Source organism: Chryseobacterium daecheongense, from assembly GCA_027920525.1.
GTDB lineage: Bacteria > Bacteroidota > Bacteroidia > Flavobacteriales > Weeksellaceae > Chryseobacterium > Chryseobacterium proteolyticum.
The window spans coordinates 1,244,515-1,262,794 of record CP115858.1 but is presented as its reverse complement, the minus strand read 5'-3'; the positions used below and the strand labels follow the sequence as shown (position 1 = coordinate 1,262,794).

General features: G+C 35.5%; 14 protein-coding genes and 1 tRNA gene. 10 read left to right on the top strand and 5 right to left on the bottom strand.

The features are described from left to right. The first annotated feature begins 99 nt into the window (after window positions 1–99). The 4 genes from PFY10_05475 to PFY10_05460 all read left to right on the top strand — a co-directional run bounded on the left by PFY10_05475 (window position 100) and on the right by PFY10_05460 (window position 6,617). Window positions 100–3,063, top strand: a complete 2,964-nt coding sequence (locus PFY10_05475) for a tetratricopeptide repeat protein (protein ID WBV57890.1) — start codon at window positions 100–102, stop codon at window positions 3,061–3,063. Between the two features lie 73 nt (window positions 3,064–3,136). Next, window positions 3,137–4,903 (top strand): TonB-dependent receptor, encoded by a 1,767-nt coding sequence (locus PFY10_05470; GenBank protein WBV57889.1) that lies wholly within the window; start codon window positions 3,137–3,139, stop codon window positions 4,901–4,903. A gap of 71 nt (window positions 4,904–4,974) precedes the next feature. Continuing rightward, window positions 4,975–5,046: transfer RNA gene (locus PFY10_05465), tRNA-Arg, on the top strand. A 566-nt stretch (window positions 5,047–5,612) separates the two neighbouring features. Continuing rightward, complete coding sequence (locus PFY10_05460) at window positions 5,613–6,617, top strand: SDR family oxidoreductase (protein ID WBV57888.1); 1,005 nt, start codon at window positions 5,613–5,615, stop codon at window positions 6,615–6,617. Window positions 6,618–6,930: 313 nt separating this feature from the next. Here PFY10_05460 and PFY10_05455 read toward each other — a convergent pair whose 3' ends face one another. Continuing rightward, on the bottom strand, window positions 6,931–7,191 hold the full coding sequence (locus tag PFY10_05455) for a hypothetical protein (protein ID WBV57887.1): 261 nt from the start codon (window positions 7,189–7,191) through the stop codon (window positions 6,931–6,933). 84 nt (window positions 7,192–7,275) lie between these two features. Between PFY10_05455 and PFY10_05450 the strand changes: the two genes are divergently transcribed. Then, on the top strand, window positions 7,276–7,620 hold the full coding sequence (locus tag PFY10_05450) for a helix-turn-helix domain-containing protein (GenBank protein WBV57886.1): 345 nt from the start codon (window positions 7,276–7,278) through the stop codon (window positions 7,618–7,620). A gap of 119 nt (window positions 7,621–7,739) precedes the next feature. Here the strand turns inward: PFY10_05450 and PFY10_05445 are convergent, their stop codons facing one another. From PFY10_05445 to PFY10_05435, 3 genes are all read right to left on the bottom strand, one after another. Further along, on the bottom strand, window positions 7,740–7,970 hold the full coding sequence (locus PFY10_05445; protein WBV57885.1) for a hypothetical protein: 231 nt from the start codon (window positions 7,968–7,970) through the stop codon (window positions 7,740–7,742). A 373-nt stretch (window positions 7,971–8,343) separates the two neighbouring features. After that, window positions 8,344–9,714, bottom strand: a complete 1,371-nt coding sequence (locus tag PFY10_05440) for a T9SS type A sorting domain-containing protein (protein WBV57884.1) — start codon at window positions 9,712–9,714, stop codon at window positions 8,344–8,346. Between the two features lie 243 nt (window positions 9,715–9,957). Continuing rightward, window positions 9,958–10,317: a prevent-host-death protein gene (locus PFY10_05435; GenBank protein WBV57883.1), complete on the bottom strand. Its 360-nt coding sequence runs from the start codon at window positions 10,315–10,317 to the stop codon at window positions 9,958–9,960. A gap of 371 nt (window positions 10,318–10,688) precedes the next feature. Here PFY10_05435 and gndA point away from each other — a divergent pair, with 371 nt between their 5' ends. Genes gndA through pgl form a run of 3 tightly spaced genes read left to right on the top strand, consistent with a single transcriptional unit; the run spans window position 10,689 to window position 14,335 of the window. Next, window positions 10,689–12,107, top strand: a complete 1,419-nt coding sequence (gene gndA, locus PFY10_05430) for an NADP-dependent phosphogluconate dehydrogenase (protein ID WBV57882.1) — start codon at window positions 10,689–10,691, stop codon at window positions 12,105–12,107. Between the two features lie 10 nt (window positions 12,108–12,117). Further along, window positions 12,118–13,599 carry a glucose-6-phosphate dehydrogenase gene (gene zwf, locus PFY10_05425; GenBank protein WBV57881.1) on the top strand — a complete coding sequence of 494 codons (1,482 nt, stop codon included), beginning with the start codon at window positions 12,118–12,120 and terminating at the stop codon, window positions 13,597–13,599. Between the two features lie 25 nt (window positions 13,600–13,624). Beyond that, the gene (pgl, locus tag PFY10_05420; GenBank protein WBV57880.1) at window positions 13,625–14,335 is read left to right on the top strand and encodes a 6-phosphogluconolactonase; all 711 of its coding nucleotides are present in this window, start codon (window positions 13,625–13,627) and stop codon (window positions 14,333–14,335) included. 307 nt (window positions 14,336–14,642) lie between these two features. Here the strand turns inward: pgl and PFY10_05415 are convergent, their stop codons facing one another. Beyond that, complete coding sequence (locus PFY10_05415; GenBank protein WBV57879.1) at window positions 14,643–15,674, bottom strand: AraC family transcriptional regulator; 1,032 nt, start codon at window positions 15,672–15,674, stop codon at window positions 14,643–14,645. 207 nt (window positions 15,675–15,881) lie between these two features. Between PFY10_05415 and PFY10_05410 the strand changes: the two genes are divergently transcribed. Further along, window positions 15,882–16,673: a hypothetical protein gene (locus tag PFY10_05410; GenBank protein ID WBV57878.1), complete on the top strand. Its 792-nt coding sequence runs from the start codon at window positions 15,882–15,884 to the stop codon at window positions 16,671–16,673. Between the two features lie 304 nt (window positions 16,674–16,977). Continuing rightward, a complete protein-coding gene (locus PFY10_05405; protein WBV57877.1) occupies window positions 16,978–18,279 on the top strand; it encodes a M20/M25/M40 family metallo-hydrolase in 1,302 nt (433 codons plus the stop codon). The last annotated feature ends 1 nt before the right edge of the window (window position 18,280 follow it).

Here is an 18,280-nt window from a genome sequence, read left to right as displayed (position 1 = left end):
TCTATATTTTTCCATAAACTCCCGGCCGGGATTTGCCTAAGCAATAAGTTTTCAATACTTTCGTTGGTATAATAGACTAATTTTTTTATTCCATAAAGAATGAAATCAAAAAAAATACTTTTAGCGGCTGCTGTGATCTATTTCGGAATCTCCGATGCTCAACAGTCTCAATACTTTACACAGAAAGAAAATTACAGATTCAATCTAGCTGAAAATCTTTACCAAACCAAAATATACAACGCTTCTCAATACGAATATGCCCGACAATATTTTTACAATCAAAATCTGTCGAGATCCAGGAAAGAAGCAGCCCAGTTTTTTGATAATGTGATCGGAGTTATTCTTCAGAAAAATCATGCTGAAGAAGGTTTAACGGCCTTTATCAAAGAATATCCGCATTCAGCATATTTTGCTCAGGCTAATTTGCCTCTGGCGGATTATTATCTGGCTAAAAAAGATTTTGATAAAGCGCTGGAGACTTTGAAAAATGTGAATCAGTATCAGCTTTCAAAAGAAGAAAATACCCAGTATATTCTAAAATTAGGATATGCAAAATTCATGACCGGAGATTCTAAAGGAGCAATAGATGCGCTGGAAGAAGCTTATAAATCGGCTGATGAATCTCAAAAAGGGGATATTGCTTATATGCTGGGACATTTGTATTATTCAAACAGGCAGAATGATAAAGCATTCCAGTATTTTGATTCTGTAAAAGATCAGCCTAAATATTCAAAGCTGGTTCGTCCTTATTACGTTCAGATGTACTACAATGACAAGGACTATGATAAAGCAATTTCTGAAGGAAATCTTTTATTGAATGAGAATATTTCTGATTCCTATAAAGCAGAAGTTCATAAAATCATTGGGGAAAGTTATTTCATGAAGAATGATTATGCTGCTTCATATCCGCACCTGAAGGATTACCTGAGTGTTCAGCAAAGTCCTTCTGAGAACGATTTGTATGAAATGGGATTTGTAGCTGCTCAGCTGAAGAAATATGATGAAGCGGTTTCTTATTACAATCAATTGCTGAACAGCAACTCTGCATTGGCTCAAAATGCTTATTACCAGTTAGGGAATGCTTATCTGGCAGTAGATAAAAAACAGGAAGCATTGTCTGCATTCCGATCGTCTTACCAGATGAATTATGATGCAAAAGTAAAGAAGCTGGCGCATGAGCAATACGCAAAATTAAGCTACGATATCGGAAACCCTTTTGAAAGTCCTTCAGGAGTTATCCAGAGTTACATCAATGAAAACCAGAATGCAGATAATGCTTCAGAGATGAGGTCTTTGCTGGTGAAATCCTATTTGTATTCAGGGAATTACAAGGAAACATTAAATGCAATCGACAGGTTGCAAAGCTCATCTCCGGAAATTGATAAAGTAGATCAGGAGGTTTCTTACCTGTTGGGAACAGAGGAGTTCAACAAAGGAAATTATGATGAGGCAGAAAAATATTTCTTAAGAAGCCTTGCGTTCAATATCAATAAAGAATTCAACAGCAGGGCACTTTACTGGCTGGCTCAGACTTACTACCAGAAAGGAAATTATCCATCAGCAATTGTACGTTATGAAAAATTACTGACCGCTACCTTTCCAGAGAAGCAACAGCTGCCTTATGATCTTGGATATGCTTATTTCAAATCCAAAAAATTTGATCAGGCCCAAACTTACTTTAAACAATACCTTACAAACCCTAAACCGGAATTTAAAAATGATGCGGAACTTCGTTTGGCAGATATTCATTATGCAAATAATGAGCTGAATGATGCAATCGCTATCTATGATAAAAATGAGGATTCTACGGACTATACCTTATACCAGAAGGGGATGGCTTTAGGATTTAAAGGGGATACGCAGGCTAAAATTAATACGCTAAAATCCCTTCTGTCCAAATATCCGCAATCCGACTATTACGATGATTCTCAATATGAGATCGGAACAGCATATGCGGCACAGGACGACTTTACAAACTCTAATGATTATTTTGCAAAAGTAATTAAAACCTCTTCAGATAAAGACCTTGTTGCTAACGCATCTATTTACAGGGCACAAAATTATATTGATCAGAACCAGAACGATAAAGCGATTGCTGAGTTGAAATCGCTGGGAGAACAGTATAAGAATACCGCATACGCCCAGAAAATTGTTCAGGCGGCTAAACCTGTATTTACTAAAAATGGAGATGTTGCAGGGTACGAAAGTTTTGCAAAAAATATTGGGGTTAATGTAGATGCCTCGGAGATCGATGAGATCAACCTTTCTACAGGAAAACAATATTTCTCGAAAAAAGACTATAAGAATGCCATTTCTTATTATGAGAAATACCTTACACAAAACCCTACGGGAGAGGGACTTTTCCAGGCTAAATATGAACTGGGAGAAAGTTATTATCAAACGAATAATACAACAAAAGCGTTATTGGTGCTTCAGGAAGTTGCTAATGTTCAAAATGATTACCAGGATGATGCACAAACCCGTTTAGCCCAGATTTATGTGTCGCAGGGGAATAGTGCAGAAGCTAAAAAATATTTAGAGAATATTAAAAACTCTTCGGATATCAATATTAAAAACTACGCGAATGTGGAATTAATGAAGATGTATGCTGAGGAGAAAAACTTCTCTCAGGCTGAAAAGCTGGCCAATGATGTTATTGCTAATACTAAAAACTCTGCTGCTGTTATTGAAACGGCAAAAGTAATCAAGGCAAGAAGTCTCATGAACTCTTCGAAAGATAAAGATGCCCAGGCAGCTTACGCTTCTCTTGAAAAATCCTCCAATACTGAGGTGGCAGCAGAAGCATTATATGCAAAAGCATTTTACCAGAACAAAGGAAAAGCATTCAAATCTTCCAACGAAACCATCTTCAAGCTGGCTAATAACTATTCTTCTGAGGAGTATTGGGGAGCTAAAGCATTGGTGCTGATGGCGAAAAACTATATTGGTTTAAAAGATAATTACCAGGCAAGTTATACTTGTGATCAGATCATTGCGAACTACAAGGACTTCCCGGAAATTGTTAATGAAGCTAAGGAAGTGAAAAAACAGATCAAAAAATAAAGAAAATGTACGGTCGTATCGACGGGTATTATTTCATTAATACATGCCGTAGATACATAAATACAAAGCAATAATGAACAAGAAAATTCAAATATTATCCATATTATTTTTAGGGGTTTCGCAGATTGCGTTTTCCCAGATCAAGGAAGAAAGGCTGATTCTTAATAAAAAAAGAGAACCGGAAGTTAAAAAGATCGAAAAGAAAAAGACTTCAATAGAAACTATTAAGAACTATCCGCCTGAAGAGAAATCTCAGAATCCTGTACAATACAGGATTACAGATGTTCCTGCTGTTTCAGACTTTAAAACTTCCACAATTCAGGGTCAGGATGTAACGCCGAAATTTGAAGGATCTGCTCAAAATAATTACCTGCAATTTGGGATGGGGAATTTCGGAAAGATATTAGGAGATGCCAACATTTCGAAAACCCTTGATAATAAGCTTGAAGTAGGGGCTGATGTGCATTTTCTGTCAACATTGGGACTGAAAAGAGAATATGCATGGGATTCCAAACAGAGTTCTGCCACTATAGGGGCTTTCTTAAACTCCTATGGAGAAAAAGGAAAATTCAATTTGAATGCCCAATATGGATTGGATAACAACAGGTATTACGGAATCTATGCTCTGGAACCTGCAGCAGATGTGGATCTGACGCAGAGGGTAAACCAATTTAAAGTGAACGGATACTATGATTTCTATTCAAATGAGATCTTAAATGATGTAAGGGTTAAATCCTCTTTTTTAAAGGATCATTTTGACGCTCAGGAAAACCAGGCATCCGTTTTGGTGAATTTATCAAAACATGGTGTAGAATTGTCTAAAAATGACATTCTCATGAATGCTGATTTGGGAGTAGGATTGGAAACCGTTAAAACCGATTTCGAAATCAGGGATAAAAATTCATCCAATTATTTCAACGCTACTTTAGATCCGAAAGTTACTTTCACTAAGGGAGAGTCTTATTTAATGGTGGGTTCTTCATTTGCATTTCTGAATGGTAAAAATTCAAGTGCCATTATGGAGCAGGTTAAAAACAATAAAAGCTACTGGTTTCCAAAAGCTGAATTCCAGGTAGCTGCTTCAAAAGAATTCAAATTCTATGGAGGGGTAGACGGAGGTTTAAAACTAAACACTTACAGTGACCTTCTGCAGCAAAATCCATTTATCCTTTCCGATCAGATGTTGAAGCCTACAGAAACCAAATATCATTTTTATGCAGGTTTAAGAGGGGATATTGATGAAACAATCAAGTATGATTTCTCAGCTGGTTTTGGAAAAATGAGAGATATCCTTTTCTTTAAGGCTAATGATCTTTTCAATAATGATTTTACATTAAACCGTTCTGCATATAATTTTGCGAATACATTCTCTGCTATTTACGATGACGGTAATGTAAGTGATATCAAAGGAAGCATTCAGTATTTTCCTCTGGCAAATCTTGTTTTAGATGCTGAATTGAGATTCACAAAGTATAATTTGAAGAATTACGATAATATTTATAACGTTCCTTTATTTAATGCCAGCATTGGTGCGAAATATTCAATGCTTGATAAAAAGTTATTGCTAGGGTTCAAGGGAATTTTTGCAAGTGACAGAACGACAAACTCTTACTCTATCGAGGGAGTGGCAAATCCTGCTATGATGTATCAGTCTACAGAGAACACTAATGATAAAGTTGGTGGTTATGCAGATTTAAATCTTTCCGCAGAGTATAAATTTCACAAAAATTTCAGTATTTTTGCAACCGGAAATAATCTTCTGAACTCAAACTACCAAACCTACAAAGGATATAAAGTATTGGGAGCCCAGATTTTGGGTGGTGTAAAGATTACTTTCTAGTAGTACTTTAAAGAATAGGAGTAAGAAGGTTTAATTCCTTCTGATCTTGTTACTTCAATCTATTACGGATCGGCTGCATAGTTTAATGGATAGAACTTCGGATTTCGGCTCCGACAGTGAGGGTTCGAATCCTTCTGCGGTCACAAAAAAAAGGCAACTATTTGATAGTTGTCTTTTTTTTTATAAATGTAAAATCTCTTTATCAACTCTTATGTTTAATCAGTTGTGTTTGATATTTTAGTCTATTTAAAATAAACATTCTGGAAGTGCTACAAATACTATAGATAAAGTTTGCATAATACTCAATGATGGCTCTGCTCAACTTGCAGCCAACAAAATCTTATGTTATAATTTTTTTCCATCATATTTTAGTTTTTTGTGGTTATATGGTATTCTGTGGACAGTCTATCATAAGGGATATTTTAATAACAATTAATCATCATTCCTTCGAACAATAATTGAATTATGATCTGTGTCATAAACTTTTGTTGAGCAGTCTATTACCTTTACACTTATACTCACTAAATAATTGTAATAAGATTATAATTATTAAACCGAATCAATTACAATCTTTTATCACTGAATATAATAGAGTATGTGGCAATTGAGCAATCAGTAACATGTTCAATAATTCGCACTTAATATTGGCGTGTCCTGCTGCTCATTTTCAAATCATAAATTCTTTAAACACCAAATAAATCATATTGATATGGAAAGTAAAATAACAAGGAGAGATGCTATCGGAAAAATAGCTGCAACTGTTGCCGTGGCAGCCGTTGCTCCCGGTGCTTTAGCGCAGTCACAAAGTACTACTACAAGAAAAACGAATGCGAAGGAGCTTACGGATCCCCGGAACAAATATCCCAAGCCGCCTTTTAATAAGCAATCGCAACCTTTTCCCGGATTGGCAAACAAAATGACACCGGTACCCGATCATGGAGAGAAGAGCTATGTAGGTTCTGGAAGATTAGAAGGAAGAAAAGCACTGATCACAGGCGGTGATTCAGGCATTGGTCGGGCTGCAGCTATTGCTTATGCAAGAGAAGGAGCGGATGTAGCAATTAATTATCTGCCTGCAGAAGAGGAAGACGCAAAGCAGGTGATTGAGCTCATTAAAAAGGAAGGTCGTAAAGGTATTGCCATCCCCGGGGATATTCGCAGTGAAGCCTTTTGCAAGCAATTGGTTGCCCAGGCTGTACAGCAACTCGGAGGTCTGGATATTCTGATCAATAATGCAGGTCATCAGAAAGCCAATGAATCTATACTCGATCTTAGCTCCGAAGACTTCGACTGGACGATGAAAACCAATATATATGCACCTTTTTGGATCACAAAGGCAGCTCTGCCTCATATGAAACCAGGATCTTCTATCATTGGTCTATCGTCTATTCAGGCTTATGATCCATCCGCTGATCTTTATGATTATGCACAAACCAAGGCAGCAACGACCAATTATGTGAAATCTCTTGCCAAGCAACTGGGCCCGAAAGGGATAAGGGTCAATGGCGTTGCGCCCGGCCCTGTTTGGACACCTTTGCAGGTAAGCGGAGGGCAGACACAGGAAAATCTGGAAAAATTCGGTGGTGATACACCGCTAGGAAGGCCGGGGCAGCCTGCAGAACTCGCTTCTATATTTGTTCAATTAGCAGCTGATGACGCCAGTTTTGCAACTGGACAGATTTACGGAGCAGCCGGAGGTAAAGGACAGCCATAATCTTAACAACAATTAAAACATAGATTTGTTACGGAAAAACCATTTTACCATAATAATATTATGGTGTTTCTTTATTTCCTTTCTAAAAGAAGTGCTTTTCAGGACGGTCAATTATTAAAAGAGTATGAAATGTTGTAATTACCACTTTATATTTATATGGAGCTCAAGGCGGCGATATAGGTTCGGGCATAAGCACCTGGCTGTCCTTAAAATCCCCCTCTCATATGATTGGTTTGCATCTTAATTACATTTCAGGTTCTTATAAACCCTATATAGCTGATGGTGAACAGCTTTCTGAAGAAGTATTAGCGTTTCAGAAAATCGCAGCGGAATGGACTGCAAAAGAAGGAGCATATGCTAATACTATGATTTCTATTCCATCAAAAAGTTCACGACCATCTTGGGGGAAGTTCAGGAAATTTTCAAAGGTTTTTAATCCTATGACAAGGTTTCCGGCTTGTTTTGCATACTCCAGGTAAAATTCCATTGCTTCCGGTGGTAATTGATGATGGGGATTGTCCGATAATAAGACCTTTCCGTTAGCTGAAATATTGGCGATTAGTGTTACTTTCATTGCGAATGATTTTATTTTGCAAACAAAAGTATTGGATATTTGCTCTATATTTACTATTCATTTCCTCTAGGAAAGTCACTATTTATGATCGAAAAAAAAGATATTGATAAGGAAAAAATACTGGCTATAAAAGATGCCCTTGAGCTATTGAGCGGCAAATGGAAGTTTTGTATTTTGCATAATTTATATCATTATAAAGTGATGAGATTCACAGATTTGCTGGAGAAGTCTGTAGGCATAACGCCAAAAGTTCTATCCAAAGAGTTACAGGAGCTTGAAGACAATTTGCTGATTAGCCGGACTGTGAATAATACGAAACCGGTTACCGTTTCTTATACACCCACTCAATATATGGAGGAGATTCTTCCGGTCATTGATGCCTTGCTTAATTTTGGTTTGAAACATAGGCAAAAAATAAAAGAAAAGTGATCAGAACAAACAAATAGATTTAAATAAGCCCTGTATGTATAACTAGGATTATTATAATAGCTATTAAGGAATGATTTCAAATCGGTAAGTATTGGTTTCAATGATTATTGCAGAATTTTCTATGAGGTGTTATTTCCCAACATCTTTTTTGTTACAAATTCTTTGAAGAAATAATCTCTGTATATATTTCCAATGGGGATTTCATTCTCCTTCATGTAAATGGTATTATTGTCTAGAGAATTTATATGCATGGAATTAACGATATAGGATTTACTCACCCTTTCTGCCCGGACAAATAAATAATAATTTGTACTGGGTTCTATATCGGAAAAACTTTGATCTATTTTCATTAATTTGGAGTAGCTTTTTGACTTTTATACTGCTTTTTGAAAACGTTCCAACCTGAGATTTTATCAATATTAAATTAATTGCAGTTTCCAAAAGGTATTATGATTATTTCAGAAAAATACTGAATGCTTCAGGCTCAGAAAGCGGTCCTTTTTCTACGATTCCTACAGCTGTTAACGGAAATATTATTAATCAGACTAACTCTTCTAATGCTCCATTGGGCTACTTTAGATTATCAGAAGTGGATACCAAAGATTATACTATTCAATAGTGGGTTGGGATAAAATTTTTGCTAATAATATTTAAAAGTTGACGTTTGTAATCATAACAAAAGGCCTCTTAAGAGGCCCTTTTTATATCTAAATAACATTGATTTTATTCTTTCATCACTTTTTGCGATAAGGAAGTGCCGTCTGCAAATTGGATATTCAGCATATAGATTCCTTTTGTCAGTGCTGAGACATTGATCTTTTGGGATGAGGTGGTTAGAATGATCCTCCCTGCCATATCAAATAAAGTACATAATTTGATCTTTTTCTCTGTTTTTATATTGAGCTCGCCTTTTACAGGATTTGGATATATGCCGGAATTTTGAATTGAGGTTTCTTTGATACTCAGTTCTCCTGCATCGTAATACCTGGCAAAAACGCCATTAGATGCCGATAAACTGTATCCTACAATTATTTTTTTATTGTCCGGGCTAATAACAAGATCAACATTATAGTTAACCCCTCCTGCTGAGAACCCCGGTGTACCTATAGTTACCCAATTGTTGTTATCGAATTTTTTAACCGTAGTTCTCATATTGTTAATACCGTCTGCATAAGCTATGTAAGGAATGCCATCCGATGCTATGGCAAGGTTGGTAAAAATGGCTGTGCCGGCGGAAAATTGTGCCGGACCTACTGTTTCCCAACTGGTACCGTTAAATTTCATAACAGTTGTTTTTTCACTGTCATTGAAATCTGAATAGCCAATATAAGGAGTACCATTAGGTGCGATTACAAGACTTACATACATGGCACTGAGATCTACCGAGAATCCGGATATTCCTACCGTCTCCCAGCTGGTACCATTAAATTTTTTCACGGTTGCTTTGCCTCCGCTAACAATGTCTCTGTACCCTGCATATAGAGTTCCATTCTGTGCTACAGCAACATTGACATATTGGGCATCTCCAGCTGAAAAACCTAATGTTCCCACTGTTTCCCAAATCGTTCCGTTAAACTTCATTACAGTAGCTTTTTTATTGTTATTATTATCTGAATATCCTACGTATGGTGTTCCATCAGGGGCTATAACTAAACTGATAAAAATGGGACCACTGCTCGTAAATCCTTGTATTCCTACTGTTTCCCAGCTGGTACCATTGAATTTTTTTACCGTCAATTTACTACCATTCGCATAATCCTGATAGGCAATATACGGAGTGCCATCCGGGGCTGTAGTGAGATCTATCTGAGATATAATGCCATCCGAAAATCCTTCTGTTCCTACGGTTTCCCAATTGGTACCATTAAACTTCTTTACAGTGGCTTTACTATTGTTCACATAATCTCTGTATCCAAAATATAGGGTACCATTTGGTGTCATCGTAAGGCTGGTAACGTCAGAAGTTCCGAACGAAGGTTGGTTGGAGTCATCGGGACCCAGGGGCTGCCAGGTATTATTTTGACCGAATAAAAAAATAGAAAGGGAGAATAAATAAAGAAAGATAATCTGTCTAAAGAATAATTGTTGTTTCATTTTAGTTAAAAGTTTGCTTTAAATATACATAAAAAGCGGTATAGAAAATTAAAATGAAATAGCAAGTCTTCATAATTCCATAGCATATAAGGCTGGCTTTTCCCTTGATGAATGCGTAAAGGAATAGTTGTCCGACAATTCAGTATTGCCTGAGCCTAATAAATCTGACAGGTGTAAACATAGGAATACCTCTTACAGATTTAGAATAATATGCAATAAAAATTATTGTAAGAATACAAAAAATTAGTTGAGATCGTAATTTGCAATTACCAGACTAAGGATAAAGTGAACGTAATCCTGTTCAGCATCTTTTCTGTTGATCAGTTTATTTTTATATTCATAAGAATTTAGTTTCTGAGATAACTTCTGATAATCATCAAAAGTATCTCCCTTGATTTTTACCCTCATATTCCCATCTCTTTTCTGGATGATATCATCATCCAAAGTTCTCACCTTGAATAAAACTTCACACAATTTCGGCCGAGCATTCATTGATCCAGCATACCTCTCAACTATATTGATCTTAAAAGAATCAAACATAATTGTATTAAAAACAATGTTAGAGTTAGGCTCCTGCGTATTAAGCGCAAGTTTGTAGTTCATGAATTTAAATTTTGGCAAATATATGATTTAATTACACAAAATAGCATTCATTTTTCAATAGATTATTTTCATAATTATCAGGTCCTAGTCAGGTAAGAGACGAGAAATGCGAAATAATTTTATATTTATTCACGTTATACTGAAATAAATAGGCTGTTATTCAATAGTAGGGATCGTATATCTTTAAAATTTCGAATAAAGGTGAATTTTTTTCCTTTTTAAAAATCGGAAGATTATCCGTAAAAACTTGTTTTAAACTATCTTCTTATAAATGAGGAAGATGAAAAAAGTCAGGGAATTTTTCTATTCTTTTATTTTTTTCCTCATAGGCTTTGCGTAAATTTATTCTTTGTATAATAAATACCAATACAATGGAAGGATATAGTTATGGGATGGTCGGCCTTGGCGTAATGGGGAGAAATCTTCTTTACAATATTGCTGATAACGGTTTTTCAATCGCAGGATTTGACCTTGATGAAGCGAAAGTAAAAGAATTAGAGGCAGAGGCCACTTCAGAAATGAAAATAAAAGGGATAGGTTCCCTGGAAGATTTTGTTTCCGCATTGGAAAGTCCGAGGAAAATTATTCTTATGGTGCCGGCGGGTAAGCCTGTAGATGCAGTTCTTGAAAGCCTGACTCCGCTTTTAAGTAAAGGCGATATCGTTATTGATGCAGGAAATTCTTATTTTGAAGATACCAACAGACGTATTGCCGATTTGGCCTCAAAAAATCTGCATTTTATGGGCATGGGGGTTTCCGGCGGTGAAAAAGGAGCACGATTTGGACCGAGTATAATGCCAGGAGGAGATTTGGAAGCATTTCGTCTTCTTCAGCCTATGTTGGAGGCCATTTCTGCAAAAGTGGATAATGAAGCCTGTACCGCATATATGGGGAAAGGATCAGCAGGAAACTATGTGAAAATGGTTCATAATGGGATTGAATATGCCATTATGCAACTGATCAGTGAGGCCTATGACCTGCTAAAAAGAGGAGCTAAGCTTAACAATGATGAGCTATATCAGGTTTTTAAAGAGTGGAATAGCGGCGAGATGAACTCATTTTTAATAGAGATCACCCGGGATATTTTTCAACAGAAAGATTCTTTAACCGATGGATACCTGTTGGATCAGATTTTAGATAAAGCAGGGGCAAAAGGAACAGGAAAATGGACTTCTGAGCAAGCCATGGAAATCGGAGTTTCCATTCCGACGATTGATATTGCTGTTACTTCAAGAATATTGTCAGCATATAAAGAAGAGAGGGTCCTCGCTTCCAAGCTGTATTCAGACCGCGAAATAACAAATCCGGAAGATACTAAAGCATTTATTAAAGAAGTAGGAGATGCACTTTATCTGGCTACCATGATCAGTTATGCACAGGGACTGGCTTTACTGGTTAAAGCATCTGAGGAATATGGTTTTGAAATTCCGTTAAAAGATGTTGTAAAAATCTGGAGAGGAGGTTGCATTATTCGTTCCGTGCTGTTAGAGAAATTTTATCTGGCGTACACCCAAGACCCTCATTTATCCAATATCTTACTTGATAAGGATATTTCAGTTATTGTTAAAGAAAAAATAAGCTCATTAAGAAAAACAGCGGCTTATGCTGCCTCTAATGGAATTCCAAGCTTAGGGCTGCAGACTGCTTTAGGTTATTTTGATGCCTATACCACAGCATCTCTTCCTGTAAATCTTATCCAGGCTCAGCGTGATTACTTTGGAGCACATACCTATCAGCGAACCGACAGAGAGGGAGTTTTTCATACTTCTTGGCAAAGTCTAAATCAATAAATTCGGAAAAATGAATGAAAATAAAATCTTGCAGCCAACAACCATTATAATTTTTGGTGCTACAGGAGACCTGGCAAAAAGAAAACTTTTTCCGGCTTTTTATAACTTGTATATCGATGGCAGAATGCCAAAAGGCTTTAACATTGTTGCACTAGGAAGAGCAGACAATACTGATGAATATTTCAGGAGCTATATTAAAGAAAATCTGGAGCGTTTTTCCAGAAAAAAAGTGACTTCTGAGGACTGGGCAGGCTTTCAGGCACATATTACCTACTTTCAGCATCAGCTGGATGAAGAAAGTTCATACCTGTCGTTGTATGAGAAGCTGGAGGCTTTTGATAAAGTGTATGGTGTACGGGCCAACAGATTGTTTTACTTATCAATCGGGCCTAATTTCATTGCTACCATTTCAAACCATATTAAAAATACAGCTTTAGCTGGTGATGCTAAAAAAGACCGCATCATTATCGAAAAACCTTTTGGCTATAATAAACAATCGGCAATAGAGCTCAATAGTCTTCTGGCACAGACATTTGAAGAAGAACAGATCTATCGTATCGATCATTATTTAGGAAAAGAAACCGTTCAGAATATATTGGCATTCAGATTTGGGAATTCTATTTTTGAACCTTTATGGGATCATAAATATATAGAATCTGTGCAGATCACTGTTGCCGAAGAAGTGGGGGTAGAGACTCGTGGAGCTTTCTATGAGCAAACCGGAGCATTACGGGATATGGTTCAGAACCATTTATTGCAAATCCTTTGTATGGTTGCTATGGAACCGCCTGCATCCCTTGAATCCGGGGAGATTAGGGACCGGAAAGTAGATGTTCTGAAAGCAATCCGTAGAATTTCTCCGGACCAGGTCGATCATTATGCGGTGAGGGGCCAATATGGAAAGAATATTATAGACGGTGTAGAAATAAAGGGATACCGCCAGGAAGATGGGATTGCTAAGGATTCCAACACAGAGACTTTTGCGGCTGTAAAATTCTACCTTGATAATGAAAGGTGGCAGAATGTTCCTTTTTATGTCCGTACCGGAAAAAAAATGAAAGAAAAGCATTCTTATATTACGATCCAGTTTAAACCTTTGCCACATTCCACATTCTCGGATAGTCCCCATCTTTTATCAGCAAACAGGCTCATCATCAATATTCAGCCGCTGATGGATATCAGACTTCAGTTTATGACCAAAAAACCAGGGCTTTCGCTGGTCTTAAAACCGGTAGAAATGATCTTTGATAACTTTGTCTGTCAGGAAGATACCCCGGAAGCCTACGAAACTTTATTATTGGATGCGCTTATCGGGGACCTTACCTTATTTATGCGTTCCGATCAGGTAGAAGAAGCCTGGGATGTAGTTACTACTATACAGGAAGCGTGGGAAAATAATAAAGATGCCTCTTTCCCTAATTATAAGGCGGGGAGCTGGGGACCGGATGACAGTGTTTCATTGGTTGAAAGACAGGGGCATAGCTGGGTGTAACAAGTATTAATTTAAAAAGAAAAAAATGAATATTACGATATTTGAAGATCTGGATAAGCTGTATAAAAAAGCAGCAGATACCTTTGTAGATCTTTCAAAAAAATCAATAGAGAAAAACGATAAATTTGTTGTCGCGCTAAGCGGAGGCTCTTCTCCTAAGGCTATTTTCAACTTGCTGGCAACTCCCGGATATGCAGAAAAGATTGAGTGGAATAAAGTGTATTTCTTTTGGGTTGATGAACGATGGGTTCCTTTAGATGATGACAAAAGCAATGCTAAAATGACTTTTGAAGCCTTACTCAATAAGGTTCCGGTTAACAAAGATCAGGTTTTTCCAATGTATAAGGAAGGTATAGCACCTGAAGAGTATGCTAAAGACTATGAACAACAGATCCGAAAAGTTCTTGGGCCGGACGGTATTTTCGACTTCATTCTTTTAGGAATGGGAGATGACGGACATACGGCTTCTTTATTTCCGGGAGAAAATGTTTTGGATGAAAAAGAAAAGTGGGTATCCGCTTACTATCTGAAACCTCAGGAAATGTTCAGAATTACTTTAACGGCACCATTGATCAATAAAGCGGATAACATAGTGGTTGTTGCATTTGGGGAGTCTAAAAGGCATGCGCTGAATGAGATACTCAACGGAGAATATAATCCCAAATTATATCCGATGCAGCTTATTGAGAAAAAAGAAGGTTTTCAGTTTTTCACAGATGAAAAAGCAGGAGGTTAAAATCTGAGCTATTTCAACTTATTTTAATCAGAAAATAGAACTTCGCGTCACTGAGCGCTAATTTTTTCAATACTTTATAAAAGTATTCAAAGATTGAAAATTGAATATATTGAGCGTCTAGATCTATAATGGATCTGGACGTTTTATTTTTAAATTGTATGTGGTTTTAGTGCCTTAGATCCTAATATTGAGAAGTTATTTTATCTAATCTTTGTGTGATTTCTCTGGATTTTTCACAAAGAAATATTGATTTTTTTTGAAAAATATTTTAAATAATATTATCTGAAAAATTAATTGTAAAAAGTTTTCATGCATCATTACAAATCAAAATTTCCTTGCTGTTAATATATTCCTGAGGAGTCATTTTAAATTTAGACTTAAAGACTCTGTTGAAAGTTGACCTGTTATAAAAGCCTATAGTAAGATATATTTCCTCCATTGAAAATTCTTCATTTTTGTCTTCAAGGGAAGCAATAAAAGCATTTAATCTAAACTCGTTCAGATAGGTTTTAAAATTATTTTTTGTGTAATTATTGATGGTTGTAGAAACGTATTGGGTATTGGAATTCACATCACGTGCTAATTGCTTGAGACTATATTCCGGATTTTTCCATGGTTTTTCAGTTTGCATTAACAGCTCAATTTTTTTAAATAATTTTTCATAAATAGTGATTGAAAGCTCATCCTCAGAATATTTATTCTTAAACAATCTCATTTTTTTCTGTTTCTCCAGTAAGAAGAAACCTTCTACGCTTATATTATTTTCCATTAAGAAAATGTAGACAGATTTCAATCTAAGAATTTGAATTGCATAGTATAAACAAACAGTAAAGATGATAAATGCCCAGACAATCATATAAGTATTGGAAACTTCATAGTAAAGAATATCATTGATATTTATATTGTCTTTTATAAAATAATAGTTAAATATAATACTTAATGGAAGACCTGTAAGTAAAATGGCCGATATATAAACTGTTTTCTTTACGTTGTAAAATAATAGCAATGCAATAGGAAATATAAAGACATATACAATAATACTTGGAAAATTCTGATAATATACAATGGTCAGAAAAGTATTTAAAAGCATAAGATAAGCCAAGGTAAGTTTTCCAACTTTCTGAAAGTTATAATCCCCAGAAACTAAAGTGAAAATATAACAAGGCCCTACTGTTAAAAGTAATATTAAATCATAAAAAAGGTGTTTGGTCCCCCACAAATAGAGATCAAACAACAATGTGATGAACTGTTTCACCAATAATAAGAATATGATTTTTTTAGCGAAAGAATATTCTAATTTTTCTATTTTATTTTTTACTTCATCTGCGAGTACATGCATAACAATATATAATTATATAAAAGTGATGTTTTGATAATTTCATTGAATAATATCATGTATCATTTCCGTAGATGTAAACTTTAAAAATGGTTGATTTTAAGTGTTTTATAATTTTTACAAAATGAAACATATCTTTTTTTAAACTATTCGATTTTCAAAAATTGTGCCTATAATTTTGTAGGACATAAATTTTAAAAAAAAATTATTATGAAAAATTACCCGATTATTAGTATCGTATTATTATTGTTTTTATTCTTTAATCCTTTATTTTTTACTGCTCAAGTTGGGATTAATACAACAACACCAAATTCGAATTCTGTGCTTGATTTAACTTCAGATAATAGAGGTTTTTTACCTCCAAGATTAGCATTATCATCTATAAATTCTCCATCTCCTTTGTCCGAACATGTGGCAGGTATGGTTGTCTACAACATTGCTAAAGTAAATGATGTGAGTCCTGGTTTATATGTCAATGATGGAGTGCAATGGGATAAAATAAATCAGCCTTCTGACGATGAGTCGGGTTCCATATTGTTAAAACAAAAATACAGAGGAAGGAATCTACAGTCTAATGGCTTTAATAAACCAACATTAAAAGTGCCTTCCATGAATTTGGAGTTCAGATTTGCAACTTATAATGGTACAACACCTGGAGCCAATAGCGATAATTCCTATACATATATTGAAGTAAGATTATTGTCAGCTCCTGTTTCAGATGTTACTTATTATGCTAGTTTATTGTGGTTTGGGTCTAGCACAAATGGAAGTGTGCAGAATGTTACCTTTACTCCATCGAATTGGGATACATGGTCAAATGCTTTATCATACAATGGAAATTGGACAAGACCATGGGGATTTCAGTTTCAGATTTCTACAAAAGATGGAGTAATACCGGGAAGTAATGATTTAAAAGCGGGGTACTTTTATGGGTTTGATAGTTTTAATAATGGGGCAGGAGCCGAAAACGAAACATATGTTGTTGCATTCGAACAATACTAAGATTATCAAGAAGCAGATGAATATTTTCATTTATAACTGATATCTGTTTCTAAAATAATTATACAGCCTGAGATTATTTTCTAGGCTGTATTTTATTATATATAAGAAAGTAACTTTTACATGATCGTCTTTTTTGTAAAGCTTACTTTTATTTTAAGATAATAGTTATTAAGTTTTTGGAAACTAAGATTTTCACTAATGTAGTTACAATTTGTGTGTAAATTGTAATGATAATACTGCAATGATTGTTTATTATATATAATAATCAACGTTAACTCTTCAAAAAACTTAGATCAATTTTACTATGAAAAAACTTCTGTTAAGCTTAATTTACCTTAGTGTATCTGTTGTTTCTGCACAAAAACTGAAAAAGCCAGTAATATCCAACTCTAAAAAAGAGTTTTTTTCCCATCAATCTATTCAGCTCGAAACCGATAAAATTTTTAATAAACTTGTTGAGATCAGAAGAGATTTTCATAGAAATCCGGAATTGGCAGGTCATGAAATTCGGACTCAGAAGATGCTAAAACAGTATTTGATTGCCTTAGGACTTGAGGTAGAAACGGATATATATGGGTATGGAGTAGTAGGAATCTTAAGGGGTGAACGTGAAGGAAAGAAAATAGCCTGGAGATCAGATATGGATGCACTTTCAAATGATTTTCCGGATCCGCAGCCTTTCAAATCAGAAACAAAAGGTATTCAACATAGCTGTGGTCATGATGTTCATATGGCGATCGGACTGGGAATCGCTGAAATTCTTGCTAAAAATAAAAAACATTTAAAAGGAACCGTTTACTTTGTATTCCAACCGGAAGAAGAAACCTTTATGGGAGCTAAAGGAATAATGAATACTAATTTATTTTCCAAAATAGCTCCTGATGAAATATATGGTCTGCACGTAACCGCTCTCCCGGTAGGAGAAATAATAGTGAAGCCGAATGAAGTATTTGCTTATCAGAAAAGAATACGAATTGAATTAAAAAAAGAATTATCAAAAGAGGAGATAAAAAGTTTAACCGGGAAAATTCATACCTCTTTGTCCCGCATGAACGCAGGAAGTAAGCCATGGGAAATTCAGCATATAATAGATCCGGATATAGGATTGATAAACCCTAATACTATTTTTAAAGATTATCGCATCCTGGACGATAAGTTGAGTGTCTATTCTAGAAATGATCACTTCTTTCTCGAAGCTTATCTGTATGAGACCAATGCATCACGTGTTCCGGAAATAATTCCTGAAGTTAAAAGATTGGTGGAGGATGCTTATAAAAGTCAGCTTATTTCAGTTTCATTTATACAAGAAAACCCTACAGTCATCAATGATGAAAAACTGACCGGCACTGCAATAAAAACCATTCGTGATATTTTCGGGATCAATGCAATTTCTCCTGATTATGGACAGGTTCCGTTTTTTAATGATGACTTTGCTTATTTTCAACAAAAAATACCAGGTGTATATTTTCTCCTTGGAGGTTCCAACTTTGAAAAAGAAATGATTGCTATGAATCATTCTCCAAATTTTCAAGTGGATGAAGAAAGCATAAGAACAGGGGTGAAGTATTTTTCATCGCTGATTATTGAACAACTTTATAAAAACTAAG